This window comes from Deltaproteobacteria bacterium (genome assembly GCA_016183235.1).
Lineage (GTDB): Bacteria > UBA10199 > UBA10199 > DSSB01 > JACPFA01 > JACPFA01.
Map to the genome: position 1 here is coordinate 1 of JACPFA010000013.1, position 23,474 is coordinate 23,474.

Here is a 23,474-nt window from a genome sequence, read left to right on the forward strand (position 1 = left end):
TTGAGAAGAATATAACTTTTTTTCGAAAATAACCGCAACACCCTCTGCTCCTCTTCTATCCAAAGGACAACGAAGGCACACCCCTGCACACCCTCTTAAACCCCATTATTACTTTTGGGCCCATCCTGATTAGCGCCTACAAGTATATGTAATTATTAAATTTTTTAAATTGATCGCCTTCTAATTTACTCATAAATACTCATAATTTTTCTTTGTTTATAAGTATCCATTTGGGCTTACGATCTGTTCCTGCATTTTTAATATGTCTTTTGTATTTCAGAGCGCTCACTAGATTTGTAACTTTGTTTTTCTTTTGTTCTGTAGTTAGAGCCCGTCCGAAAACCAGCAAACCTATGATCCACAAGGGATAGCTCAATAAAAAACCCGCTTATAACTGTCGAATTCAGGGAAAACCCCAAAAGAGATGTGTTATAAGCGGGTATGGAGAACAAAAACGCCTACAGCCTGACTCGTTCCTTGGAGGAGGTGATTGTACAGTCGGCTTTGGTCCGACTCTTGGGGGTGCCATTGTTAGCAGTCTACAGGAGGTTAGTTGTTAGGGACAAATTCGTTCTTGTATTTGTCACAAAAATAGGTTACTTTTTGTGACAAGATATGGACACTAATATAAATCAAACTATTGAAAATAATATAAAAAATAGAATTTATGGCCATGACAGGGGTTGGTGCTTTACTCCTAAACATTTTATGGGCCTTGGGAGTGAGACTGGTATTCGCAAGGCCCTTTCGAGGTTGGAAGCTCAGGGCTTTATTCGGCGCATTCGGCAAGGGCTTTATGATTATCCCCATATCCACGAAAAGCTGGGAGTTATCCCGCCGTCTGTGGATGCCATTGCCAAAGCCTTGGCCGAGAGGGACAAAATCAAAATTCAATCCACTGGCGCCTACGCAGCAAATATTTTGGGGCTTTCAGATCAGGTTCCTGCACGTGTGGTGTTTGTGACCGATGGACCGCCTAAAAAAATCAAACTGGGAAACTTGGTCATTGTATTTCGAAAAACCACAGCCAAGAATATGGCCAATGCAGGAACTTTATTGGGGTTGATTATTCAGGCTGTCAAATATATCGGGAAAGACTATTTAACCGACAAAATGGCTCTCCAATTAAAAACACATCTGAAGAACATTGATCAGAAAACCTTGGAAAAGGGCATCCGCTACGCACCCGTGTGGATTGGAAAATATCTTACGAAATTACATGGGAGCCTCAATGGATAAAATTCATTTCCTCCCTTCCCAAGAAAGACTCCGTTATTTTACGGACGCTGCCAACCAAATGGGACTTGTCGTTCCCATGATCGAAAAAGATTATTGGGTTGTGTGGGTCTTGGGGCAGATGTTTGACTTGGATGAACTCAAAGATCACCTCACCTTCAAAGGTGGCACGTCTCTTTCAAAAGTGTATGGCCTGATCAAAAGGTTTTCAGAGGACGTGGATTTATCCATTGAGAAATCTTTTTTTGGATTTGCCGACGAAAAATCCCCAGAGCAAGCCAAAAGCCGAAAGCAACGGACCCTCACGCTAGAAAAACTGTCCACCGCATGCTCCCAGTACATTCAGAACCATCTTTTAAAAACTCTTAAGGAAAAGTTCTCTAAGGAGCTTTCCTCATCCGAAAAATGGGACCTTGTTGTGGATGAAACCGAAGTGGTGGTTCAAGTCTTAAATGTGGAAAGAACCTTTTGGGAGAAAGCCACCATCTTGCACCAGTACGCACATCTTCCGGCTGACAAGAAACTGCTCCTAAGATTATCCCGCCACTATTACGATTTTCATTGCCTGCTTCAGGCCCCGACAAAACACAAAGCGTTGGCCGCTCAAGATCTTTTAGGAAAAGTAGCCCATCACAAAGAACTCTATTTCCCATCCGCATGGGCCAAGTACAGCTTGGCCAAAAAAGGAAGTTTAACACTGGTGCCGCCGGATCCCATTTTGAAGGAGTTGGAAAAAGACTATGAGCAGATGGGACAAATGTTTTTTGAAGATCCCACTCCGTGGGGTGAGGTGATGGCTAGCATCAGATTGTTTGAAGAAGAATTTAATTTCTAATGAAAAAAAAGAGAAAACCTATAGCGTAAAACGCAACAGACGTTATTTAAACATGAGAAGCTGGGACGAGCAATTCAAGGGCTTGGGGAATCACTTCAAACTGCACTTGATAAGCCGAATCGGTTTCGCCATCGATGTCAAGCAACAGGGGGCGATCTTCCAAAGACTCTACCTGCAATTGGCGGATTCTTTTGTAAAGGACCGGAATCCTTTTCATTCGCTCACCCCTAAAAACTTGCATGATCTCGAAAGGTGCCTTGGTGAGCACAGACCAAAATGATAATCGTTTAATAAAAACCAGATCTAATTGCCCGTCATTTAAGCTTGCTGCAGGGGCAATTTTCATCCCCCCACCAAAATAGGCCCCATTGGCCACCACTAAAGCCGTCAACAGATCCGAAAAAGATTGATCGGCAAAAGTCATTTTAACTTTCAAAGCAGAATAGGTAAAAAAAGATTTGATGAGAACAACTAAATAGCTCAACTTTCCAAAGGCCTTTTTGGATTCATTGACCCGACGTGCCACCTCAGCCCCCAACCCAATATCGGCAATGTTAATAAAATAGCGCTCGCGAGGGTTTTTGCCGGCTTGATCGGTTAAAACCAATTTACCCACATCAATCGTTTGACTTCGGGTATGAAGTAACCAATCACAGCCCTCTCCCAACCCCCACTGGCTTTTGATCATGCGAGCAAAATCGCTACCCGTACCCGCCGCCAACACCCCAAGGCTCGGGCGCTTGGTAACCCCTGCACTAAAAATACCATGAACTATTTCAGAAACCGTCCCATCCCCTCCCACCACAATGATTTTTTTTACACCGCTTTTAGTGAATTGCTTGGCCAATTGAATGCCATGGCCGGGCCTTTCGGTAAAAAAAACGCTAGCTGAAAGTTGATGTTGCTTAATCCAATCGGGTAAATTTAATTTTTTCACTAAAACACTACCGCGCTTGGAAGCAGGATTAACGATAAAAATCGTATCGTAAGTGGTCATAAAATGATTTTGCTTAAAAGCGACAAGAGATCTTGCACCTGACAGGTTTTGGTAACGGAGGACAGCATAGCCTGTTCACTGCTATTAGCCGTAATAATTTTGTGGATCTTTTTTGTTTCTACTTCAGCAATTATTTTTTGTGCCATTTTTTGAGCAAGCTCAGGGAACAACCATTCATAACCACCCCCCACTCCACAAGCCTCAACATCTTTTCCATGATTGCCTAACTCTAGGGGCTTAAGCCCCGTCATATGTTCCAAGAGGGTGCGCGGTAATTCAACCATGCCTAAATGGCGAGAAAGGAAAAAAGAATCATAATAAACATAAGGCCCCATTAATTGAGTTTTCATATGGTAATCAACTTTTTCTAAATAGGGTTGAAGAAATTCTAAAAGATGAACCACTTTATTGACCAAAGGAAAACTTTTTTGCGAATAAATGTTGGTTAACAAAGAAGTACATTCTGCCCCATCGGTTAAAATCGTATGACAATTGCGCAAAGAATAATATTGCACCTCGGCAAGCTCTTCAAATTCTCGTTCAAACCCCAGCGCCCATAGCGGATAGCCACAACATTGAATGTCTGATAAATAAACAGAAACATTTTGCAGCTTTAATTTTTCAAAGAGTTCTAACGTCGCTAATATTTTTTCTGGATAAAAATTTAAGGTGTGACAACTCGGCCAATACAAAACATCGCTTGTTTTTTGATAAAATTTTTCAGGAAGTTTCTTTTTTATTTCCGCAATAAGATTTTTCCCATAAGGATTATTGCATTGATGAAATTTTTGCTCAAAGGCATACACCTCAGGTGGGGCCCAATGATCACTCACCGCATTAACCCTTACTTGATGCAAGGCGCTGGGAACATCCACCCCATGGGTGCAATATTCTTTACAGCGTAAACAATCGAGGCACTTATAACTTGCCAAACTTAAATTGGCATTTAACGGCAACGCCCGTTCGGTTAGCAACTTAGCCACCTGCATCTTGCCCCAAGGCGTGTAGGTTTCATTGGGTTCTGCCTCACTGGCCGGGCAAGAAAATTTGCACATCTTGGGGCAAAAAGTGCAATAATCCATCATTTTTTCGTTGGTCAGTACCATAGGCTAATCTTTAAAAAGGCTTTGTCGGATTTTCTTGGCTAAAATATCTTCTTTTGTTTTCATTTCATCTCTCCCCAAAGGGGGTGGATATTCTTCATAAAGTAATTTTTTAATTTTTTGTGCCACAGGATGACCCGATTCAACCCCTTGATGAGTAAAAGGCTTGGCTAAGTCTTGCATGGCTTCTACTTTGGCACGAACCCATTTTGCTTTTCCCCACAACATAAAAAGAAAGGCAAAGGGATATTGCCTAGAATCTATTTTGTTAACAATTTGACTCCTGCCATACAAAGGAAAGTAAAAGCCCCGCCCCAAAAGTTGCTGCTCATAGGCCAACAACATTTCATGAGTTGGAAAAGACAAGGCGCCAACCCATTCCTTTTCGGGTTTTGGCAAAATTTTAAAATAGGCTTTTGAAAAGATGCCCCACCCATGACCTGCCCCCATGAATATATTCTTAAGCGATGGCCCCACCGCCGAGCGCGGGCAAGGGCGCACGCGCAAAACTTCTCCCGAATTCAAAATCATTTCATAACCAATGCAAATATTTTCAATCCCACCGAAGGCATGGCCATACAAATTGGGTAACCGCTTGGCTAAACAATCATGGGCATTGAACCGATCAGGGGCCAAAGTAAGATAGGGCAACACATAGCCCTTCTTTTTTAAAGTTTGGCTAATCTGCGCTAAGGTGTCATCTCCCCACACCAAAACATAAGATGCACTTTCATCAATTTCGATCATGAGCTATTAACCGTCCCATCATAGTATGGACATATGACATAAGATCATGAGCCGAGACAAGGAAGATGAGCAAAAAGCGCGGAGGCGTAGCTATAGCTACGTTGAGCACTTTTTGCGAAATCTGACGCAGTCGCAGGCCATGAGCTGAAGTCAGATGTCTATACTATGATGGGACGGTTAATAAGCCCTAATTTCCCTGGATTCATAATATTGTTGGGGTCAAGTCGCTTTTTTATTTTACACAACCACGGATGCGCGACTCCCCATTCTTTTTTCATATAAGTTGCCTTGAGCAGCCCCACCCCATGATGGTGACTAATCGTGCCACCGGCCTCAAAACAAGCTTTTAAGGCCTTATCCCAAATTTTATCATAAAGGGCTTCTGAGGTTTCAAGAGTTGGCTGGTGGCCAGCAAACGTAAAATAAATCGAACACCCTTCTTGATAGGCGTGGGAAAAGTGGGCCAATACTAGGGCATAGGGCGACATGCTAGCACGCACTTTGTGATAAAGAGGCAAAAGATTATCCCAGGTGGTTGCCACTTCCATGGTGTCGGCAAAAAAACCTTCGTCAAACAGGGGCGACAACTTATAAGACACATCATAGCGATGCCGCTTCCAATAAAGGCCCGGCCCTTCACCCAAATTTTTGGCATGATAAGTTTTAAATAATTCTTCAGTAATGGCTACCTCGGCTTCAATCACTTTTTGTAAACCTTCAAAACCTAAAATCAGCAAACATCCGGTGGGCAATAATCCGGTTATTTGATTGGCCATATTAGGTTTATACAAAGCAAGTTTTTTGACCCAATGACCGATTTGTTTTGACCAACCTTCCCAGCAAGGCAGACTCTGCTCAGCCGCTTCGTCATAAGATTTGGCAACGAGGCTATCGACTTCATCATAAAGTCTCACCACGGCAGGGAAGATATTCAGTTGCAACAAATGCTGAATGGCCTTAAGCCCCAGTTTTAAATCCCCAAAGCGAAACGCACAAAATTTTTCGGCTTCAGGCAAATGATGAATTTTTAAAGTGGCTTCGGTAATAATACCCAAAGTGCCTTCACTCCCCATAAACAGCTCTTTCAAATCAACCTCACCCGTTGGATGATGCTCTGGGCTCAAATGCAGCACCTCACCTTGGGGCAACACAACCTCCATGCCGGTAACCATGTCTTCAATCTTGCCATATTGAGTAGAAAGTTGCCCGGCCGAACGACAAGCCAAATACCCACCTAAGGTTGCACTATAAATCGAAGAGGGAAAATGCCGCAGCGTCACCCCTTGGGCGTTTAAATGTCTTTCTAACACCTCTCCCCCAATACCGGTTTGTGCGGTCACTTGGAGATGAGTCAAATCTAAATGGGATACCTGATTCATGCGTTTTATATCCAAAGCAATCCCACCCTCAACAGCCCAGGTCCCGCCACAAACTCCAGAGCCGCCGCCAAAAGGAATAAGCGGCACTTCATGCTGCTGGCACCATTGCACCAATTTAACAATTTGCAGAACATCTTCTGGCCACACGATGGCATCGGGAGGATAGCGAAGCTGATGATGACGAATTTGTAAGATGGCCTTGCTGTTGCAATCTCGGCCATAACTTAAACGATCCCGATCTAACCAACTGACCTGATCATCACGGAATAAACTGCGTAAGGCCTTTTTTAAATCTCGCTTGGGGGGAGGATAAGATAACATAGTTTTTTAAAACCGACGCGATGTCTCCATAATAAATTCAGCAATCTTTCGTAGCGGAACTTGCTTGGGGCAACTTTGTTCACAACGCCCACACTGCACACAATAAGCCTGATCCATAAAATCAATATAGGAATATGAAAGCGTACTGCGAATCGAAGTTGTGGCTATGCGGCTTGGATAGGCTAATTTGGGACAAACGGCATCACAAAGCCCACAATGAATACAATGACTAGCCGCAAAAAAAAGCCCCTTCTCAGCACTGCCCAAGGTGATTATCTTATCTTCTTGATAATATTCAAGAAATTTATCTGCTGCTCTTTGGGGTGGGGCCAAAAACCTAAATAGGCCATTAACCATAAAATTCCACGCCAGGCTCAAATAAGCTTGAATTGCTCTTACCATGCCGTCTCTCTTGACATTAGGCCTACTAAACGTGTATACGCCTTTGACTTTTAACTAAAATCACGCTTTTACAATACATCGATTAAAGACATTTTTAACATGATTAAAAAATTTACTAAAAGCTTTTCTAAAGAACAAACCAAACCCAGTTGGTATCTTATTGATTTACGCAATCAGGTATTGGGTAGGGCCGCAAGTCAAATCGCTCAGATCTTAAGAGGCAAACATAAGCCGACTTACACCCCCCATGCCGATACCGGTGATTTTATCGTGGCCATTAATGCCAAACATATTCGCGTCACAGGAAATAAGGCCTCGCAAAAAAAATATTATCGCCATTCAGGTTTTATTGGTGGAATCAAAGAACGCGATTATGCCACCGTGTTGGCTAAAGACCCTGGGTTTATCATCTATGAAGCCGTTAAGGGCATGTTGCCTAAAACTCATTTGGCCAAACATTTAATAACTAAACTAAAAGTCTACCCCGACGAAGCCCATCCCCACCAAGCCCAGTCTTTACAAATGTTTACTTTAGGAGCATAAAGGTTTTAAAATGGTTACGAATAAAAAGCAATTTTATGGCACCGGAAAAAGAAAGGCCGCTATTGCACGCGTAAGGCTTCTGCCGGGCGAGGGTAAATTTACCATCAATGGGCAATACGGTTTAAATGATTATTTCAAGCGAGCCATCTATGCGATGGTGATTGTCCAACCCTTTGAAGCCACGGGTAACTTGGGCCGTTTTGATGTTCTAGCCACCTTAGAAGGTGGTGGGACTTCAGGGCAAGCCGAGGCCTTACGTCATGGCATTTCTCGAGCCCTCCTGGAGCTCAATTCTGATTACCGTAAACCACTGCGTCGTGGTGGGTTTTTAACACGTGATCCCAGAGTCAAAGAACGAAAGAAATACGGCCTGCGTAAGGCACGCAAGGCCACCCAGTACAGTAAACGGTAATGCATTCTTCTATCCAAGTCGCTATTATTGGCGCAACGGGTTACACCGGAGAGGAACTTTTACGGCTCCTTTTCCAGCACCCTTATGCTGAAATCGCTGCGGTTACTTCCCAACAACACGTGGGAAAACCGATCAGCTCTTTTTACCCTCAGTTTAGCAGACTCACTCACTTATCTTTTGAAGATTTAGCTGTTGAAAAAATTTCTCAGAACACAGAGCTGGTTTTTTTATGTCTACCCCATCATGAGTCAGCCAAAATCGCAGCACAATTTTTAGAAAAGGGGCTTAAAGTCGTCGACCTTTCCGCCGATTTTCGTTTGCATGATCTAAAGGTCTATGAAAAATTCTACGGCCCCCATCAAGCCCCTGCCTGGCTTAAACAAGCCGTTTATGGAATCCCTGAATTTTTTAAAGAAAAAATTAAATCTGCCCAACTCATCGCTAACCCGGGTTGCTACCCAACCAGTATCTTATTAGCCCTGGCCCCACTTTTAAAAGCCAAGCTCATCCATACCCAAGGTATCATTTGTGATTCAAAATCGGGGATGTCAGGTGCGGGCAGAAACACGGTCGAAGAAATCTTGCAAAAAGAGATGCGACAAAATTTTAAAGCCTACAAAGTAGGCACCCATCGACATACCCCTGAAATCGAACAAGGTTTGTCAATCTTGGCAGGAGAACCCATTAAGGTTACTTTTACCCCTCATTTGCTCCCGGTGATGAGGGGGATCTTAAGCACGATTTATTGCAAAACCAAAGGCCAGGTTACTTTGTCTGCACTACAAAACGCTTTTAAAGACTTTTATCAGCATAGCCCCTTTGTTCAGCTATTAGAAAATCAAGAATCTCCTCGTTTACACGACGTGCAAATGACCAACCTCTGTCAAATCGCTTTGCACTTTGACCCGAACCTCCAACAAATCACCCTGCTTTCAGCCATCGATAATTTAACCAAGGGTGCCTCGGGCCAAGCCATCCAAAACATGAACCTCTTGTGCAATTTCCCAGAAACCTCAGGGTTATTGCCTAGCTAAATAAATAGTCGGTTTTGAAGAAATACTAACAAGTCCTCTGTATAGGCTACAGATTGCGAGGATTATGTGGCGAAAGAAGGAAGATGAGCAAAAAGTCCGCAGGCGTACCTTAGGGTACGTCGAGGACTTTTTGCGAAATCTGACGCGCTTCGCAGCCCATAAGCCGAAGCAAGCTGTAGCCTATACAGAGGACTTGTTAGTAAGTGGGCTCATTCACTTTTCTTGAAATACATTTTTTATAGTGCAACAACCTCGATCTCTGCTCCCATACTACGTGCCTTTGCTGTCACAGATTCTAGTGATTTGGCCGCTTTTGCGTTTATCCACGATTCTCCACACTGAATACAAATTGAGGCAGGGACATTCCGAACCACCACCACGCCCTTTCCTGTATCGGCTGTAAAAGTAGTTTTACCTTTTTTTCGATCCCCACCACATAACGGACATAATTTCTGAGAATTCTTTTTCACTTTTTCATTCTCCTCGTCTTATAGTCGCTTTCAAAATATTTCAAATCGGGGGTATAAACCGTAACAATATAAACCCATTGATTTCTCTCGTCAAAGGCTGCGACCACATGCAGTGGGACTTTGTTCAAAATTCTACCATAAAACAGAGCACTGGGATATGGCTTATCTGCAAGATATTCCTCTATAATAAAACCTCTCCTGAGTACTGCAATTACTTGTTCTTGGGAGATCTGCCTTTGAACGAGTCGTTCCAATGTATGCTGCCGCCACTCAAACCTGCCTTTAGAAATCGCTTTTCTAAATTTGCCGAGGTTGATGGACATCAAGTGTCTTTTTGCAGACTCAAGCTAGGAAATTCAAGCTATTTGTATTAATTATTTACTTTAACAACAAAGATGTGTAAAAATTGCCCATCCTACTTCGGGAGGTCCCTTGAAAACCAAATTAATTTTTGTAACCGGCGGCGTGGTGAGTTCTTTAGGTAAAGGGCTTGCCTCTGCAAGTGTTGGGGCGTTGTTAGAATGCCGAGGGCTAAAAATCACCCTCATGAAGTTAGACCCCTATATCAATGTGGACCCTGGCACCATGAACCCCCTCCAACATGGTGAAGTTTTTGTCACCGACGATGGCGCCGAAACCGACCTTGACCTAGGCCATTACGAACGCTTCACCCACGCTAAACTTAGCAAACTCAGCAACATCACCACCGGGAAAATCTATCACTCGGTCATTGAAAAAGAACGGCGCGGAGAATATTTGGGCAAAACCGTCCAAGTCATTCCGCATATCACCGACGAAATCAAAAGCAGAATCATTCGAGCCACGCAAGATGTTGATTTAGGCATTATTGAAATTGGCGGAACTGTGGGCGATATTGAATCGCTGCCTTTCCTCGAAGCTATTCGCCAACTTCGTTACGACCTTGGCAAAGAAAACGTCTTATATATTCACTTAACGCTGATCCCCCACATGGACACTTCGGGGGAATTAAAAACCAAGCCCACGCAACATAGTGTGCAAAAACTACGTGAAATCGGTATTCAACCCGACATTTTACTCTGCCGCACCAAATTGCCACTCAATCAAGAAATTAAAAGTAAAATCGCCTTGTTTTGTAATGTTAATCCTGATTGTGTTTTTCAAGCGATCGATGTGAAAAGCATTTATCAAGTCCCCCTTGAATTCCGAGAAGAAGGCATTGATGAAAAAATCATTGAACTCCTCAACATTTGGACCAAAGCCCCTGACCTAAAACCCTGGGAAGATTTAATTAATCGCATTAATCACCCCACCCACGAAATTAAAATTGGCGTCGTGGGGAAATATGTTGACCTAACCGACAGCTATAAAAGCTTAAACGAAGCGCTGATTCATGGTGGTATTGAAAATGATTGTAAGGTTTTATTAAAATTTGTTGATTCAGAAAAACTTGAAGCCCTGCCCGAAGTAAGCACGGCCTTTCAAGATGTCGATGCCATCCTAGTACCCGGAGGATTTGGCAATCGAGGCATTGAAGGTAAAATCAAGGCCATTCAGTATGCGCGCGAGAACAAAGTCCCCTTTTTCGGCATTTGCCTTGGCATGCAATTGGCCTGTATTGAATTTGCCAGACACGTTTGTCGACTGCGCGAGGCCAATAGTAAAGAATTCGATCCCAACACAGCGCACCCCATCATTGCCCTGATGGAGCAACAAAAAGCTGTCATCAATAAAGGCGCGACCATGCGCTTGGGCGCCTATCTTTGTCGCATCAAAAAAGGTACCTTGGCCAATCGCATTTATGGAGAAACCGAAATTTCTGAACGGCATCGGCATCGTTATGAATTCAATAATGAATATTTAGATCGGCTCGGAGCAAAGGGGATGGTATTTTCCGGAACTTCTCCTGATGGTTCGTTGGTAGAAATCGTTGAGATTAAAAAACACCCTTGGTTTTTAGGCTGTCAATTTCACCCTGAGTTTAAATCAAAGCCCATGACCGCTCACCCCATTTTTAGCAACTTTATTGCCCACGCCCTCAAATGTAGGGTCAAAGCCGACTGGAAAGATCTTAAAGAAAAAAAATTAACCAAGGGCTTAACCCTAGAATCTTCAGGAAAAAATCCTCAAGAAACACAAGAGCGAACCGCCAAATCGTAAAAAATTGGCACGCCTCCCTTGACACCCCTTAGCCCAAACTACTATGATTAGGTTATATGGCACTGACTTTGCAGCAAAACCTCAAACTCGCCCAATCCCTTGTCATTACACCGCAATTACAACAAGCTATTAAGCTGCTTCAATTATCCCACGTTGAATTAATTGATGTGGTGCAACAAGAACTCATGGAAAATCCCCTGTTAGAAGAAGCGGCCGAAGTAGAAGAATTACCCAAGGAACCCCCCGAAATTTTAGTTGAAAAACAAGAACTTGAAAGTGAAGTCCCCACCACCACCCACCCCGCTGAACTTGAAGTAGGGGCACAATCTACCGATCTTTCCAAAGAACCCAAAGACTTTGATTGGGAAAATTATCTCAATACTTATAATAATTCTTACGGCCAAACCGAGCATTTTGAACGAGACTCCGACGATGGTAATCTGAGTTATGAAACAGTGGCCTCTTCCAAAACGAGTTTGTTTGATCATCTCATTTGGCAATTACACCTTTCAAAACTTTCCCCTAAAGAAATGGAAATTGGGGCTGAAATCATCGGCAATTTTGATGAAGATGGTTATTTAAATGCGTCGGTTGATGAAATAACCAACCAATTAAACGAACCCACAACCCCTGAAGAAGTCGAGTCGGTTTTAAAAAGAATTCAAAATTTCGACCCCATTGGAGTGGGGGCACGCAGCCTGCAAGAATGCCTATTGGTTCAAATTGAACATTTAGAGCACGATCGTGACTTGTTGCGAAACCTCATTTCTAATTTTATGCACGAATTAGAAAGAAAAGATTACTCCCGCATTGCCAGGGGTTTAAAAATTTCGCCTCACAAGGTAAAATTTTTAATCAAAACAATTCATTCGTTAGATCCAAAACCAGGCCTATCTATTTCAATTTCAGAAGCCCAATACATTTCACCCGATGTTTATGTTAAAAAAGTAGGCGATGAGTGGGTCATTCTTTTAAACGAAGATGGTCTGCCTCGCCTGCAGGTGAGTTCTTATTATAAAAACATGATTTCTCGTGGCAGCAATGGCAATGGTAAGACCGAGGCCAAAGAATATGTGCAAGGCAAATTGCGCAATGCGGTCTGGCTGATCCGCAGCATTCAGCAACGCCAAAAGACCCTTTATAAAACGGCTAAAACCATTGTTAAATTACAAAAAGAATTTTTTGAAAGCGGAATTGGGTCTTTAAAACCCATGACCATTAAGGATGTAGCCAACGAAATTGAAATGCATGAATCAACCGTTTCCAGAGTGACCACCAATAAATACATGCACACCCCTCACGGCATTTTAGAATTAAAATTCTTTTTCAGTAGCGCCATTTCCACCACTGATGGCACTCGGGTGGCGGCTGAATCCATCAAAGACAGAATTAAACATCTGATTTCGAGCGAAGATCATGGTCACCCTTATAGTGACCAAGACATTGTTGAAAGTCTCAAAAAGACAAATGTCATCATTGCTCGCCGCACCGTCGCCAAATATCGTGAAATGCTGGGTATCCTGCCTTCTTCCCAACGCAAACACGCCTTCAAATAAACTTGCCCATAAGGGCACCTCTAATAACTTGGATTTGGGGGGACCTCTAAAAAGGGCCCAGATGCAAGGCGCCCGCAAAGACGCGACCGGAGCGTATATGGAAATACGTGAGGATCGCGGCTTTGCGGGCAACGCGGCAGATGGGTCGTTTTTAACCAGTATCTTAAAAAAAGCGGCCATCATCCCTGAGTTGCGTACCGCCAGCAAAGGTGAGGTCTTAAAAGAGTTGGTCGATGCGCTTTATTTAACTGTGCCTAATATTGACCCCCATCGCTTGGTCAAACTCCTCAAAGAAAGAGAAGAATTAGGCAGCACTGGAGTAGGGAGCGGCGTCGCCATCCCCCATGCCAAATACCCCGATCTTGAAAATATTGTCGCAGCCTTTGGTAAAAGTTCATCGGGTATAGCCTTTGATGCCCAAGATGGGCAGCCCGTTCACCTATTTTTTGCTTTAGTCGCCCCAGAGCACGCTGCGGGTCTTCATTTGAAGGTCTTGGCCAAATTATCGCGCTTACTCAAAGAAGAGTCTTTTAGGCAACGCCTGCTAGCCGCTGACGACCCAGAATCGATCTATTCAATCATCCTTGAAAAGGATGATTGATCCCAAAATCCCTGGGGCTGTTGAAAAACGCCCATCTACGGAGCCTGTCCTGAGCAATAGCGAAGGATTGCCGCAAAACCGCAATCCTCACGTACTTTCATGTACGCTCCGGTTGCGGTTTTGCGGCTGCCTTGTATCTGGGCATTTTTGAACAGCCCCTAAAAAACAATATTTTTCAACATTTTCTTGTGGTATTATCAAAGCAAGGGATTTGCATGATTTCAATCCAAGTGTCTGAATTACTTAAAGATTCTTCTTATAACCTCAATCTTGAGATTCTAAGCGGGCGTAAAGGGCTCGATAAAAAGATCACGATCCCTCGTATCCAAAAACCAGGCTTAGCCCTAACCGGTGATACCTCGAACCTTCATGCCGGGCGCATTCAAGTCATTGGCAAGTCGGAGGTCAATTATTTAAATAACCTCTCAGACAATAAACTAACGACCGTCGTAAAAAAGATTTGTGAAATTGATCTGGCTTGTTTTGTGGTCACTCGAGGTAACCAACCTCCCAATATTTTATTAGACGAATGCGAAACCAAAAATATCCCTATTTTCACGACTAATTTAATCACCAGCACCTTTATCAACCGAGTTTCTAAATTTCTAGAATACAAGTTAACCGCCACCACTTCACTTCATGGCGTGCTCTTAGATGTCTTTGGGGTCGGTGTTCTCATTATTGGCAAGAGCGGAATTGGTAAAAGCGAATGTGCCCTAGATTTAATTTTGCGAGGGCATCGCTTAGTAGCCGATGATATTGTGCAAATTAAAAAACGCCCTCCGGCCACACTTTCGGGGATGGGAACCGAACTCATTAAGCATCATATGGAAATTAGAGGCTTGGGGATTATCAACATCAAAGACCTATTTGGGGTCGCCGCCATCCGCGATGCTAAAGTTATTGAAATTGTCGTTGAACTGATCGAGTGGGGTGGCCATGAAGAATACGACCGTTTAGGCATTGACGATAAATATTATTCGATTCTCGATGTTAAGATTCCTTATATTCGCATCCCGGTACGGCCTGGTAGAAACATTACCACCATTGTAGAAGTGGCCGCTCGAAACCATTTACTTAAATTGCGAGGGCATTTTTCAGCCAAAGAATTTCAAGACACCCTCAATACCGAATTAATCCGACAAGAAGAAGCCCATAAAGCCAAACTTGATGCCGTGGAATAAAGCCCAAAAACAATTTTTTTTGGTATCGGGTCTTTCTGGCTCAGGGAAAACCACTGCTTTAAAGGCTTTAGAAGATTTGGGCTTTTTCTGTATCGACAATCTACCTATTCATCTCTTAAAAAATGACCACCCCTTTGAACAATGGCTAAGCGGTAGTTTACACACCGCACTTGGCATGGATATAAGAGACCCCGGGTTTATCAAAGAATACCCTGAGCTCATCACAGAACTACAAAAAAAAATCTCTCAAATCAAAATCCTATTTCTGGATTGTGCCGAGGCAACCTTACTTCGAAGATTTTCTGAAAGTCGAAGACCGCATCCTTTAGGGCGTAATATCCCTTTAATTCAAGCCATTAAACAGGAACGAAAAAAATTAAACCTACTTAAATTAAAAGCCGACTATGTTTTAGATACCTCTCATCTAAATGTTCACCAACTCAAAAATGAGATCCATAAACTATTAGGCCGCTTTCTACCCATGCCCGCTTGTACTTTAACACTAACTTCTTTCGCCTACAAAAGGAGTATACCTTTGCAATCCGATTGGGTCGTGGATGTTCGGTTTTTAAAGAATCCCTTTTTCCACCCAAAATTATCTAAACTAACGGGAAAAGACAAACGGGTCCAAAATTTCATTTTTCGACAAAAAGAAACAAAAATTTTTATGAAAAATTTGGCTCATTTTTTAAATTATATCTTGATTCAGAATAAAAAAGAGGGGAAAGCCTATATTAATATCGCTATTGGTTGTACCGGGGGCCAACACCGTTCCGTAGCCATGGTGGAGAGGCTACCCCAACTCCTGAAGATAAAAGATTTTTCCGTGTTTACTTTTCACCGTGATTTAATAGAATGAAAACATGAGCATCGGTATCGTCATTATAACCCACGGCAACATTGGTCGAGAAATGACCAAAGTCGTAGAAACTATCACCAATGAAAAATCGGGGTTTGTTTGCGTAAGTGTCGATCACAATTCCCCCTTAGAATTCATCAGCAAAAATATTCATGCTGCTATTGAACAAGTCAAAACCACTGAGGGCGTATTGGTTTTGACCGACATCTTTGGTGCTACCCCTTGCAACGAATGTGTCCCTCTGCTTTCCAACAAAAATATTCAAATTGTTGCTGGGGTTAATTTGCCCATGCTCATGAAAATCGCCACTCACATGCTACCCTCTAATCTCTTAGAGGCTGCACACTTTATTCAAAATTATGGTAAAAATAATATCCTCGACGTTCGGGATTTATGTCAAAAGGCGGGAAAGTGAATTGGATTAAAAAAGAACTGAAAATTGGTAACGAACTTGGCCTCCATGCCCGAGCCGCCGCTAAGTTGGTAAAACTAGCGAATCGTTTCCCCTGTGAAATTTTCATTCGCAAGGGAGAAAGCATGGCCAATTCTAAAAGCATCATGGGGCTTTTAACCTTAGCTGCGGGTAAAGGCTCCGTCATTAACATCGAAGCCCGAGGGGAAGAAGCTGAACTTGCTTTAACCGCTATTGAAGATTTAATTAACTCTAAATTTGGAGAAGTGTAATTTCACTCCCGGCCCTAAAAAAACGTAGCAATCTTATTTTGCAAGGTATTGGCGCATCCCCCGGTATTTGCATGGGGACAGCTTTTGTCTTAGAGAAAAAACGCATTAACATCCCCAAATATTGGATCAACAACCGAGAAGTTGAAAATGAGATTAAACGTTTTAATCAGGCTCTGCGGAAAACCAAAGACGAATTTAATCGCATCAAAGATCGCATTTGCAAATTTGAAGGCAAAGATCAGATTAGCATTCTTGATTCTTACAATATGATCGTCAAAGACGACATGTTGGTCAAAGACACCCTCGCTTCCATTAAAAAGGAAAGCATCAACGCAGAATGGGCCTTGCAAAAAACCTTAGACCAAATCAAAGAAACTTTTCTTAAAATCGATGCTGAATATTTTAAAGAACGTAACAGCGATGTCGACTATGTGGGCGAACAAATCATTAAACATTTAGTAGGGCACAAAGAAGAACTCTTTTCTGAAATCCCTAAAGATAGTTTGATTGTTTCCCATGACATTTCACCGGCTGAAACCGCTCAACTCATGAAATTTAAGGTCAAAGGTTTTGTAACCGAGTTGGGGGGCAAAACCTCTCACACCGCTATCATCTCGCGAGCCTTAGAAATCCCTGCCATTGTGGGTTGCCCGCTGGCCGTGGTGCAGATCCAAACGGGTAATACCCTGATTGTGGATGGCGAAAAGGGCATCGTGATTATTGACCCTACCGACAAGACCAAAAAAGATTACGAATTACAAATGCGTAAACAGGTTGAAACCGAACGCATGTTATTAAAAAATATTCATTTGCCGGCTGAAACCAAAGATCACAAAAAAATTCGCCTCTCCGCTAATATCGAAATTTTAGAAGAATTAGAATCAATTAAGGAACATGGCGCCGAAGGGATTGGGTTATTCCGCACAGAGTTCACTTATTTGAATCGTGAAACCTTGCCCGACGAAGAAGAATTATTTCAACAATATAAAACCGTGTTAAAAACCATGTATCCTCATTACACCACGATTCGTACTTTTGATATGGGCGGCGATAAAATCCCCCTTAATTACGAATATAACTTAGATGAAACCAATCCTGCCTTAGGTTTGCGGGCCATCCGGCTTTGCCTTAAAGAACGTACCCTCTTCAAAACCCAACTCAGAGCTATGCTGCGGGCCAGTATTTATGGAAAACTTAAAATCTTAATCCCCATGGTGAGCAGTCTTGAAGAATTACGGGCCACGAAAGCCATTATCGACAAAGTCAAAAAAGATCTTACTAAAAAAGAAATCGAATTCGATCCCAACATTAAACTTGGGATCATGATCGAAATCCCCTCCTCTGTGATGATTGCGGACTTACTAGCTAAAGAGATTGATTTTTTCAGTGTGGGCACCAATGACCTCATTCAATATACCTTGGCCATTGACCGCTCCAACGAAAATGTAGCCTACCTGTACCAACCCCTCCACCCCTCAATTTTACGAATGCTAAAGATGATTGTCTCTGCCGCCCTTAAAGAACAAATTGAGATAAGCGTATGTGGCGAAATGGCGGGTGACCCACTTTGCATTTTAATTCTGTTGGGGTTTGGTATCACCGAACTTTCTATGAACGCCCTCTCGATTCCCAAAGTTAAAGAGATCGTTCGTTCCGTGGAATATGATACAAGCCGCTCTCTTTTAGAGCGTATTTTAGAGTTAGATTCTGCTGAAGAAATAGAAAAATTTGTTCGAAAAGAACTCGCCAAAATACTAGGCCCTGTCTACACCAAATACATTTCTTTATCTTGACGAAAGCCTCTCTCTAGGGCTAGGGTTTTCCGCTTAAATCCCTAACTTAAAAGGACCTTTTATGACCGGCAGCCATCATTTTTTTACTTCAGAATCTGTAACCGAAGGCCACCCCGACAAAGTGGCCGATCAAATCTCTGATGCCGTGCTCGACAACATCTTTGCCCAAGACCCCATGGCTCGAGTTGCCTGTGAAACCCTGGTAACCACAGGCATGGCGATTGTTGCAGGCGAGATCACCACCGAAGCTTATGTTCACATCCCCGACATCGTTCGCGAAACTATCAAACAAATTGGTTACAATGATTCTTCGATGGGCTTTGATTATGAAACTTGCGCAGTATTAACCACCATTGACCGACAATCCCCTGATATTTCGATCGGCGTAACCGAAGGCCAAGGGCTTTTCAAAGAACAAGGGGCCGGGGATCAGGGCCTTATGTTTGGGTTTGCTTGTGATGAAACCCCTGAGTTAATGCCCTTGACCATTAACCTTGCTCACAAGTTGACTCAAACTCTCGCTAAAAAAAGAAAAGATGGCACCCTCCCTTGGTTAAGGCCTGATGGTAAATCCCAAGTAACCGTGGAGTTTATCGATGGCAAACCTCACCGCATCGATACCGTGGTTGTTTCTACCCAACATGCAGAAAATGTAACCCATCAAGAAATTTACAATGGAATACTTGAAGCCATTATTAAACCTACTCTGCCGGCCAGCCTTTTAGACGCTAAGACTAAATATTATATCAACCCCACCGGCCGATTTGTGGTGGGTGGCCCTAAGGGCGATTGTGGCTTAACCGGGCGAAAAATTATCGTCGACACTTACGGTGGCTATGGTTCGCATGGTGGTGGGGCCTTTAGTGGCAAAGACCCTTCAAAAGTCGATCGTTCCGCCTCTTATTTGGCCCGCTATATTGCAAAAAATGTTGTGGCTTCAGGGGTTACCAGCAGTTGCGAAGTTCAATTGGCCTACGCCATTGGTATTGCCGATCCTGTCAGTTTACTCATTATCACCGATGAACATTGTGAAATCCCTGAAGAAAAAATTGCGGCGGCCGTGCGCGAACTATTTCCCCTCAAGCCTGCAGCCATTATTAAAGAACTCAATTTAAGGCGCCCTATTTACCGTAAAACAGCCGCCTACGGTCATTTTGGTCGCAATGAACCTGAGTTTACTTGGGAAAAAACGGACAAAGCTGAGGCCTTAAAAAAACTAATTAAATAGAGATTGCTTCGGGCCTTACAGGCCCTCGCAATGACAGGTAGTTTGTCATTGCGAGCGATGTCATCCCCGCGAAGGCGGGGACCCATGATACCGAGCGTGGCAATCTCGCTTGATCATATTTGAAATGGAGTTGATTATGACTGCAACCGCAAAAAAATTAAACCCCGATTATAAAGTAGCTGATTTGAGCCTGGCTGACTGGGGTCGCAAAGAAATTATCTTAGCCGAAAAAGAAATGCCCGGGCTAATGTCCCTGCGGGAAAAATACGGAAAGTCAAAACCCCTGCAAGGCGCTCGTATTACGGGCTGCCTGCACATGACTATTCAAACTGCTGTGCTTATCGAAACCTTGATCGAACTGGGGGCTAAAGTTCGGTGGTCGAGTTGCAATATTTTTTCTACCCAAGATCATGCTGCGGCTGCCATTGCCCAAACCGGTATTCCTGTTTTTGCTTGGAAAGGCGAATCCGAAGAAGACTATTGGTGGTGTGTGGAACAGAGCATTTATTTTCCTGAGGGTGGCCCCAATTTACTGCTCGACGATGGGGGTGATTTAACCAACTTTATTCACGACAAACGACCCGACCTTTTAAAAGACATCAAAGGGGTCAGCGAAGAAACCACCACGGGGGTACATCATCTTTATCATCGTTTGGCCGAAGGTACTTTAAAAATTCCTGCCATTAACGTTAATGACTCGGTCACCAAATCTAAATTCGACAATCTTTATGGTTGTCGTGAATCGCTGGCCGATGGCATCAAACGAGCCACCGACATCATGATGGCTGGTAAAGTCGTTGTGGTTGCAGGTTACGGCGATGTAGGTAAGGGCTGTGCTCAATCCATGCGAGCCTTTGGCGCCAAAGTTTTGATCACCGAAGTTGACCCTATTTGTGCATTGCAAGCGGCGATGGCTGGCTTTGATGTTACCACCATGGACGAAGCTTGCAAGGTGGGCGATATTTTTGTGACCGCCACTGGCTGTAAAGACATCATCCGTTTAGACCATATGAAAAAAATGAAAGACGCGAGCATTGTTTGCAACATCGGTCATTTCGATGTGGAAATCCAAGTAGCAGCTTTAAATCAATTGCCAGGCATTAAAAAAGTTTCGGTTAAACCCCAAGTTGACCAATACACCTTCCCTGATGGCCATTGTATCATTTTGTTGGCCGAAGGGCGCCTGGTTAATTTAGGTTGCGCCACCGGCCACCCTTCTTTTGTGATGTCCACATCATTTACCAACCAAGTCTTGGCTCAAATCGAACTCTTTACTAAAAAACATCCCATTAGCGTGCAGGTATTGCCCAAAAAACTCGATGAAGAAGTGGCACGATTGCATTTAGAAAAATTGGGGGTTCGTCTAGAAACACTCAGTGCCGACCAAGCCAAATATCTTGGCATTGCTCAAGAAGGCCCCTTCAAACCTGAGTATTATCGCTACTAAATTAATTTCTTGAGAAATTTAATGGCTGGACTCACTCGAATATTTTCCCTAGAAAGGTAGTCTTTGTTACCAACCATCGAGATTTGCCAAGATTCCACTTGAGGAAACTTATTTTTTAAATAAAGAAGCCCCGGGCTAATCGCAGCATCCGACCACTTGCATTCCACAAAGAAAATGGGAGTCCTTTTTTCGGTGATGACAAAATCAACTTCTCTTTTGTCGACATCGCGAAAATAATTTAAGTCAAGTTCTCTCCCCTTTGCATCTTGTTCAAAACAAACCCACTTAAGCAAATGACAAGCCACCATATTTTCAAAGCGATAGGAAAGATTCTCTACCAAAGACCAATCATAATGGTAGTGTTTCTGCTCCTTCTTAACAGCTCTAATTTTTGAAGCTCCAAATGGAGACAATCGAAATAAAACATAATTTCTTTCTAAAATATCAATCCATTTAGAAACGGAATAATGATTAACCTGCAAATCTTCCCTTAAACTATTAATCGACAGTGGAGACCCAACTAATTCAGGTAAGCGCAGCATAAGTAGTTCAATGCTCCCAACGTCGCGGATGGCCTCTAGGCTGGTTATTTCTTCTTCAACCAGTCGGGTACGATATTCAGTAGACCAACGCTTGGCAGCTTCTTTGCTTTGACCAAAATAGGGCTCCGGAAAACCACTCAAATCAAGCAATGCCATCAAGTCTTCTGAATTGTCGATTCCTAGCTCTCGTGAACTCAATGGATGCATACGTAATAAATGATAGCGCCCCTGTAAGGAATCTCCACCAAAACGGTAATAATCTAGTTTTGCACTACCCGTAACTAGAATTTGATAGCGACTTTTTTTATCATCATAAAATCCTTTAAGATAATTTCTCCAAGCGCGAAATTTATGAATTTCGTCAAATACAATTAAGGGGGCATTGGGATATTGTCTTTTTAAAATCCTTTCTCGTTGTTCAGGTATATCCCAACTGAGGTAACCCTCATTTTTTTTTAACAAAGATAAGGCGAGGGTGGTTTTACCAATTTGCCTTGGGCCTGCGATAAAAACCATTTTTTGTTTTAAATCTCTTTTGATTTGCTCGGCGAGATAACGGACTTTCATGCTAGTATTTTATAATCAATTATAAATAACTAGCAAGTTTTTTCTATATTATTAGAAATCACTGGCTTTAGACAAGCTAAACCCCAAACCGGAATTTTATCGTTATTAATCTTCCAAAATCCGAAGTTCTAATAATTTCTTTTTTCGGTGAACCCGAAAGTTAGTAGGATTCTGATTTTGAATATTTTGAAGGAATGGGATTCCTTTTTCTAAGGTAAAAGCAATACCATTCATAGAAAGTATAATGTCTCCTTCTTGTAAACCCATTTTAGCAAATGGAGATTCCTGTTTAAGGATCAAAAATTTTACACCAACTATTTGATGATTTTCTAAGAGATAAGGGATCATCCTCACTTGTGAAAAAAGGATATCCAAATTTGAGAAGGCTGCTGTTATTTCTTTTGAGTTGATTTTTATACGGACAATTTCATCAGGCTTACTTTTAGCTAAACTTTTTTTAACATCTTCTGGAGTATAGCGCAGCTTGGCTAGGGACTTCGTGTTTTTAATATTTTCATCAATAACAAGTTCTCCCTCATGGTACTTTTTCTGGCTGGAGGTTACTTTCTTGCCATTTTTATAACCATAGTATCGAATCACTCCGTCATATTCACCGTTTCTGTATTGACCCTCCCGAGCCAACATACCCTGCTCATATATTTTAAAGGGACCATTCTCAATCCCATCGTGATAAGTCATCTTATAAAGAATATTTCCCTCTTCATCATAAACTTGCTCCACCCCCTCCTGTTTCCACTTAAGATATTCACTCACCCGTTTTAACTTACCATTAAGGATGATAAATTTTTTCCTCACGACGATGGTCTTTGAAATTAATTAATTCAACCCGCAAGATGCCCTTTTGATAATGAAGTTCTTTCACAACAACCCCATTTTGATAATGAGTTTTGCTGAGCAGCATTCCATCTTTATCAAAATATCTTTCAATTCCCTGCAGTTTCCCCTTTTTATATGGAGATTCTAAAACTAATCTCCCATCTTGATAGGTTTTGGTAATACCATGGATTTGGTAGTTGTTAAAATGTGTCTCTGAATATAATTCGCCATTTTTATCATATCCACGTAAGATACCTTTCACCATATTACCTTCTTTATACAACTTGCCTTTTTCATCATAAATTTTAATGTCCCCTTTTTTGGGCAGAATCTCGGCGGCTAATTGTCCATTAGAAAAATAGTACCGATAAATAGCCTCTTGACCACCCGAAGGGGGTTTAATTTCTTCTCTAAAATCCCCATGTAAGTAACCTTCTTGAAATTCCCGAAGAAAGTCGTGCCAAGCATCTTCGGCAAAGGTAATATTGCAAAGGAACAATAACGGAACTAATATTACCTGAATCTTAAACAGACAGTTTGAATTCAATGGGTACCTCC

Annotated in this window: 25 protein-coding genes; 15 read left to right on the forward strand and 10 right to left on the reverse strand. The window is 42.5% G+C overall.

Translation table 11 applies throughout. The features are described 5' to 3' along the window. Positions 1 to 615 precede the first annotated feature (615 nt). Both HYU97_02310 and HYU97_02315 read left to right on the forward strand, forming a co-directional pair. Positions 616 to 1,239 (forward strand): hypothetical protein, encoded by a 624-nt coding sequence (locus HYU97_02310; GenBank protein ID MBI2335578.1) that lies wholly within the window; start codon positions 616 to 618, stop codon positions 1,237 to 1,239. Continuing rightward, positions 1,232 to 2,071: a nucleotidyl transferase AbiEii/AbiGii toxin family protein gene (locus tag HYU97_02315; GenBank protein ID MBI2335579.1), complete on the forward strand. Its 840-nt coding sequence runs from the start codon at positions 1,232 to 1,234 to the stop codon at positions 2,069 to 2,071. The genes HYU97_02310 and HYU97_02315 overlap by 8 nt, the downstream gene beginning before the upstream one ends. 46 nt (positions 2,072 to 2,117) lie before the next feature. On the opposite strand, the gene HYU97_02320 is transcribed toward HYU97_02315, so the two are convergent. The 5 genes from HYU97_02320 to HYU97_02340 form a co-directional block, all read right to left on the reverse strand. Next, positions 2,118 to 3,068, reverse strand: a complete 951-nt coding sequence (locus HYU97_02320) for a diacylglycerol kinase family lipid kinase (protein MBI2335580.1) — start codon at positions 3,066 to 3,068, stop codon at positions 2,118 to 2,120. After that, positions 3,065 to 4,174 (reverse strand): (Fe-S)-binding protein, encoded by a 1,110-nt coding sequence (locus tag HYU97_02325; protein MBI2335581.1) that lies wholly within the window; start codon positions 4,172 to 4,174, stop codon positions 3,065 to 3,067. The genes HYU97_02320 and HYU97_02325 overlap by 4 nt, the downstream gene beginning before the upstream one ends. Before the next feature lie 3 nt (positions 4,175 to 4,177). After that, entirely contained in the window at positions 4,178 to 4,918 is a 741-nt protein-coding gene (locus HYU97_02330) for an FAD-binding oxidoreductase (GenBank protein ID MBI2335582.1), read from the reverse strand. A gap of 158 nt (positions 4,919 to 5,076) precedes the next feature. Continuing rightward, positions 5,077 to 6,618, reverse strand: a complete 1,542-nt coding sequence (locus tag HYU97_02335) for an FAD-binding oxidoreductase (GenBank protein MBI2335583.1) — start codon at positions 6,616 to 6,618, stop codon at positions 5,077 to 5,079. 6 nt (positions 6,619 to 6,624) lie between these two features. Further along, positions 6,625 to 7,020, reverse strand: coding sequence for a 4Fe-4S dicluster domain-containing protein (locus HYU97_02340; protein MBI2335584.1), 396 nt, complete (start codon positions 7,018 to 7,020; stop codon positions 6,625 to 6,627). A gap of 99 nt (positions 7,021 to 7,119) precedes the next feature. Here HYU97_02340 and rplM point away from each other — a divergent pair, with 99 nt between their 5' ends. From rplM to HYU97_02355, 3 genes are read left to right on the forward strand one after another with little or no spacing between them, the layout of a single operon-like run. Then, positions 7,120 to 7,563, forward strand: a complete 444-nt coding sequence (gene rplM, locus HYU97_02345; GenBank protein MBI2335585.1) for a 50S ribosomal protein L13 — start codon at positions 7,120 to 7,122, stop codon at positions 7,561 to 7,563. 10 nt (positions 7,564 to 7,573) lie between these two features. Next, complete coding sequence (rpsI, locus tag HYU97_02350) at positions 7,574 to 7,975, forward strand: 30S ribosomal protein S9 (GenBank protein MBI2335586.1); 402 nt, start codon at positions 7,574 to 7,576, stop codon at positions 7,973 to 7,975. Continuing rightward, positions 7,975 to 9,009, forward strand: coding sequence for an N-acetyl-gamma-glutamyl-phosphate reductase (locus tag HYU97_02355; protein ID MBI2335587.1), 1,035 nt, complete (start codon positions 7,975 to 7,977; stop codon positions 9,007 to 9,009). The genes rpsI and HYU97_02355 overlap by 1 nt, the downstream gene beginning before the upstream one ends. 236 nt (positions 9,010 to 9,245) lie before the next feature. On the opposite strand, the gene HYU97_02360 is transcribed toward HYU97_02355, so the two are convergent. Then, a complete protein-coding gene (locus tag HYU97_02360; protein ID MBI2335588.1) occupies positions 9,246 to 9,479 on the reverse strand; it encodes a type II toxin-antitoxin system MqsA family antitoxin in 234 nt (77 codons plus the stop codon). Then, entirely contained in the window at positions 9,476 to 9,802 is a 327-nt protein-coding gene (locus tag HYU97_02365) for a DUF4258 domain-containing protein (protein MBI2335589.1), read from the reverse strand. Before HYU97_02365 ends, HYU97_02360 begins: the two co-directional genes overlap by 4 nt. 109 nt (positions 9,803 to 9,911) lie before the next feature. On the opposite strand from HYU97_02365, the gene HYU97_02370 reads away from it, so the two are divergent. The 10 genes from HYU97_02370 (at position 9,912) to HYU97_02415 (ending at position 20,970) form a co-directional block, all read left to right on the forward strand. Further along, the gene (locus HYU97_02370) at positions 9,912 to 11,618 is read left to right on the forward strand and encodes a CTP synthase (GenBank protein ID MBI2335590.1); all 1,707 of its coding nucleotides are present in this window, start codon (positions 9,912 to 9,914) and stop codon (positions 11,616 to 11,618) included. 56 nt (positions 11,619 to 11,674) lie between these two features. Then, positions 11,675 to 13,174 (forward strand): RNA polymerase factor sigma-54, encoded by a 1,500-nt coding sequence (gene rpoN, locus HYU97_02375; GenBank protein ID MBI2335591.1) that lies wholly within the window; start codon positions 11,675 to 11,677, stop codon positions 13,172 to 13,174. Positions 13,175 to 13,271: 97 nt separating this feature from the next. Then, entirely contained in the window at positions 13,272 to 13,775 is a 504-nt protein-coding gene (locus HYU97_02380) for a PTS sugar transporter subunit IIA (GenBank protein ID MBI2335592.1), read from the forward strand. A 215-nt stretch (positions 13,776 to 13,990) separates the two neighbouring features. Then, positions 13,991 to 14,959 carry an HPr(Ser) kinase/phosphatase gene (hprK, locus tag HYU97_02385; GenBank protein MBI2335593.1) on the forward strand — a complete coding sequence of 323 codons (969 nt, stop codon included), beginning with the start codon at positions 13,991 to 13,993 and terminating at the stop codon, positions 14,957 to 14,959. Further along, positions 14,946 to 15,818, forward strand: a complete 873-nt coding sequence (gene rapZ / locus HYU97_02390; GenBank protein MBI2335594.1) for an RNase adapter RapZ — start codon at positions 14,946 to 14,948, stop codon at positions 15,816 to 15,818. Before hprK ends, rapZ begins: the two co-directional genes overlap by 14 nt. Positions 15,819 to 15,822: 4 nt before the next feature. Further along, a complete protein-coding gene (locus HYU97_02395; GenBank protein ID MBI2335595.1) occupies positions 15,823 to 16,233 on the forward strand; it encodes a PTS fructose transporter subunit IIA in 411 nt (136 codons plus the stop codon). Further along, on the forward strand, positions 16,212 to 16,502 hold the full coding sequence (locus tag HYU97_02400; GenBank protein MBI2335596.1) for an HPr family phosphocarrier protein: 291 nt from the start codon (positions 16,212 to 16,214) through the stop codon (positions 16,500 to 16,502). Before HYU97_02395 ends, HYU97_02400 begins: the two co-directional genes overlap by 22 nt. Positions 16,503 to 16,573: 71 nt before the next feature. Further along, a complete protein-coding gene (gene ptsP, locus HYU97_02405) occupies positions 16,574 to 18,295 on the forward strand; it encodes a phosphoenolpyruvate--protein phosphotransferase (GenBank protein ID MBI2335597.1) in 1,722 nt (573 codons plus the stop codon). A 61-nt stretch (positions 18,296 to 18,356) separates the two neighbouring features. Beyond that, a complete protein-coding gene (locus HYU97_02410) occupies positions 18,357 to 19,523 on the forward strand; it encodes a methionine adenosyltransferase (protein MBI2335598.1) in 1,167 nt (388 codons plus the stop codon). Positions 19,524 to 19,659: 136 nt separating this feature from the next. Further along, positions 19,660 to 20,970 carry an adenosylhomocysteinase gene (locus HYU97_02415; protein ID MBI2335599.1) on the forward strand — a complete coding sequence of 437 codons (1,311 nt, stop codon included), beginning with the start codon at positions 19,660 to 19,662 and terminating at the stop codon, positions 20,968 to 20,970. Here HYU97_02415 and HYU97_02420 read toward each other — a convergent pair. From HYU97_02420 to HYU97_02430, 3 genes are all read right to left on the reverse strand, one after another. Then, positions 20,967 to 22,079 (reverse strand): ATP-binding protein, encoded by a 1,113-nt coding sequence (locus tag HYU97_02420; GenBank protein MBI2335600.1) that lies wholly within the window; start codon positions 22,077 to 22,079, stop codon positions 20,967 to 20,969. The two genes, HYU97_02415 and HYU97_02420, sit on opposite strands and share 4 nt — an antisense overlap. A gap of 105 nt (positions 22,080 to 22,184) precedes the next feature. Then, complete coding sequence (locus HYU97_02425; GenBank protein ID MBI2335601.1) at positions 22,185 to 22,895, reverse strand: hypothetical protein; 711 nt, start codon at positions 22,893 to 22,895, stop codon at positions 22,185 to 22,187. Next, positions 22,870 to 23,463, reverse strand: a complete 594-nt coding sequence (locus tag HYU97_02430) for a hypothetical protein (GenBank protein ID MBI2335602.1) — start codon at positions 23,461 to 23,463, stop codon at positions 22,870 to 22,872. Before HYU97_02430 ends, HYU97_02425 begins: the two co-directional genes overlap by 26 nt. Positions 23,464 to 23,474: the final 11 nt, after the last annotated feature.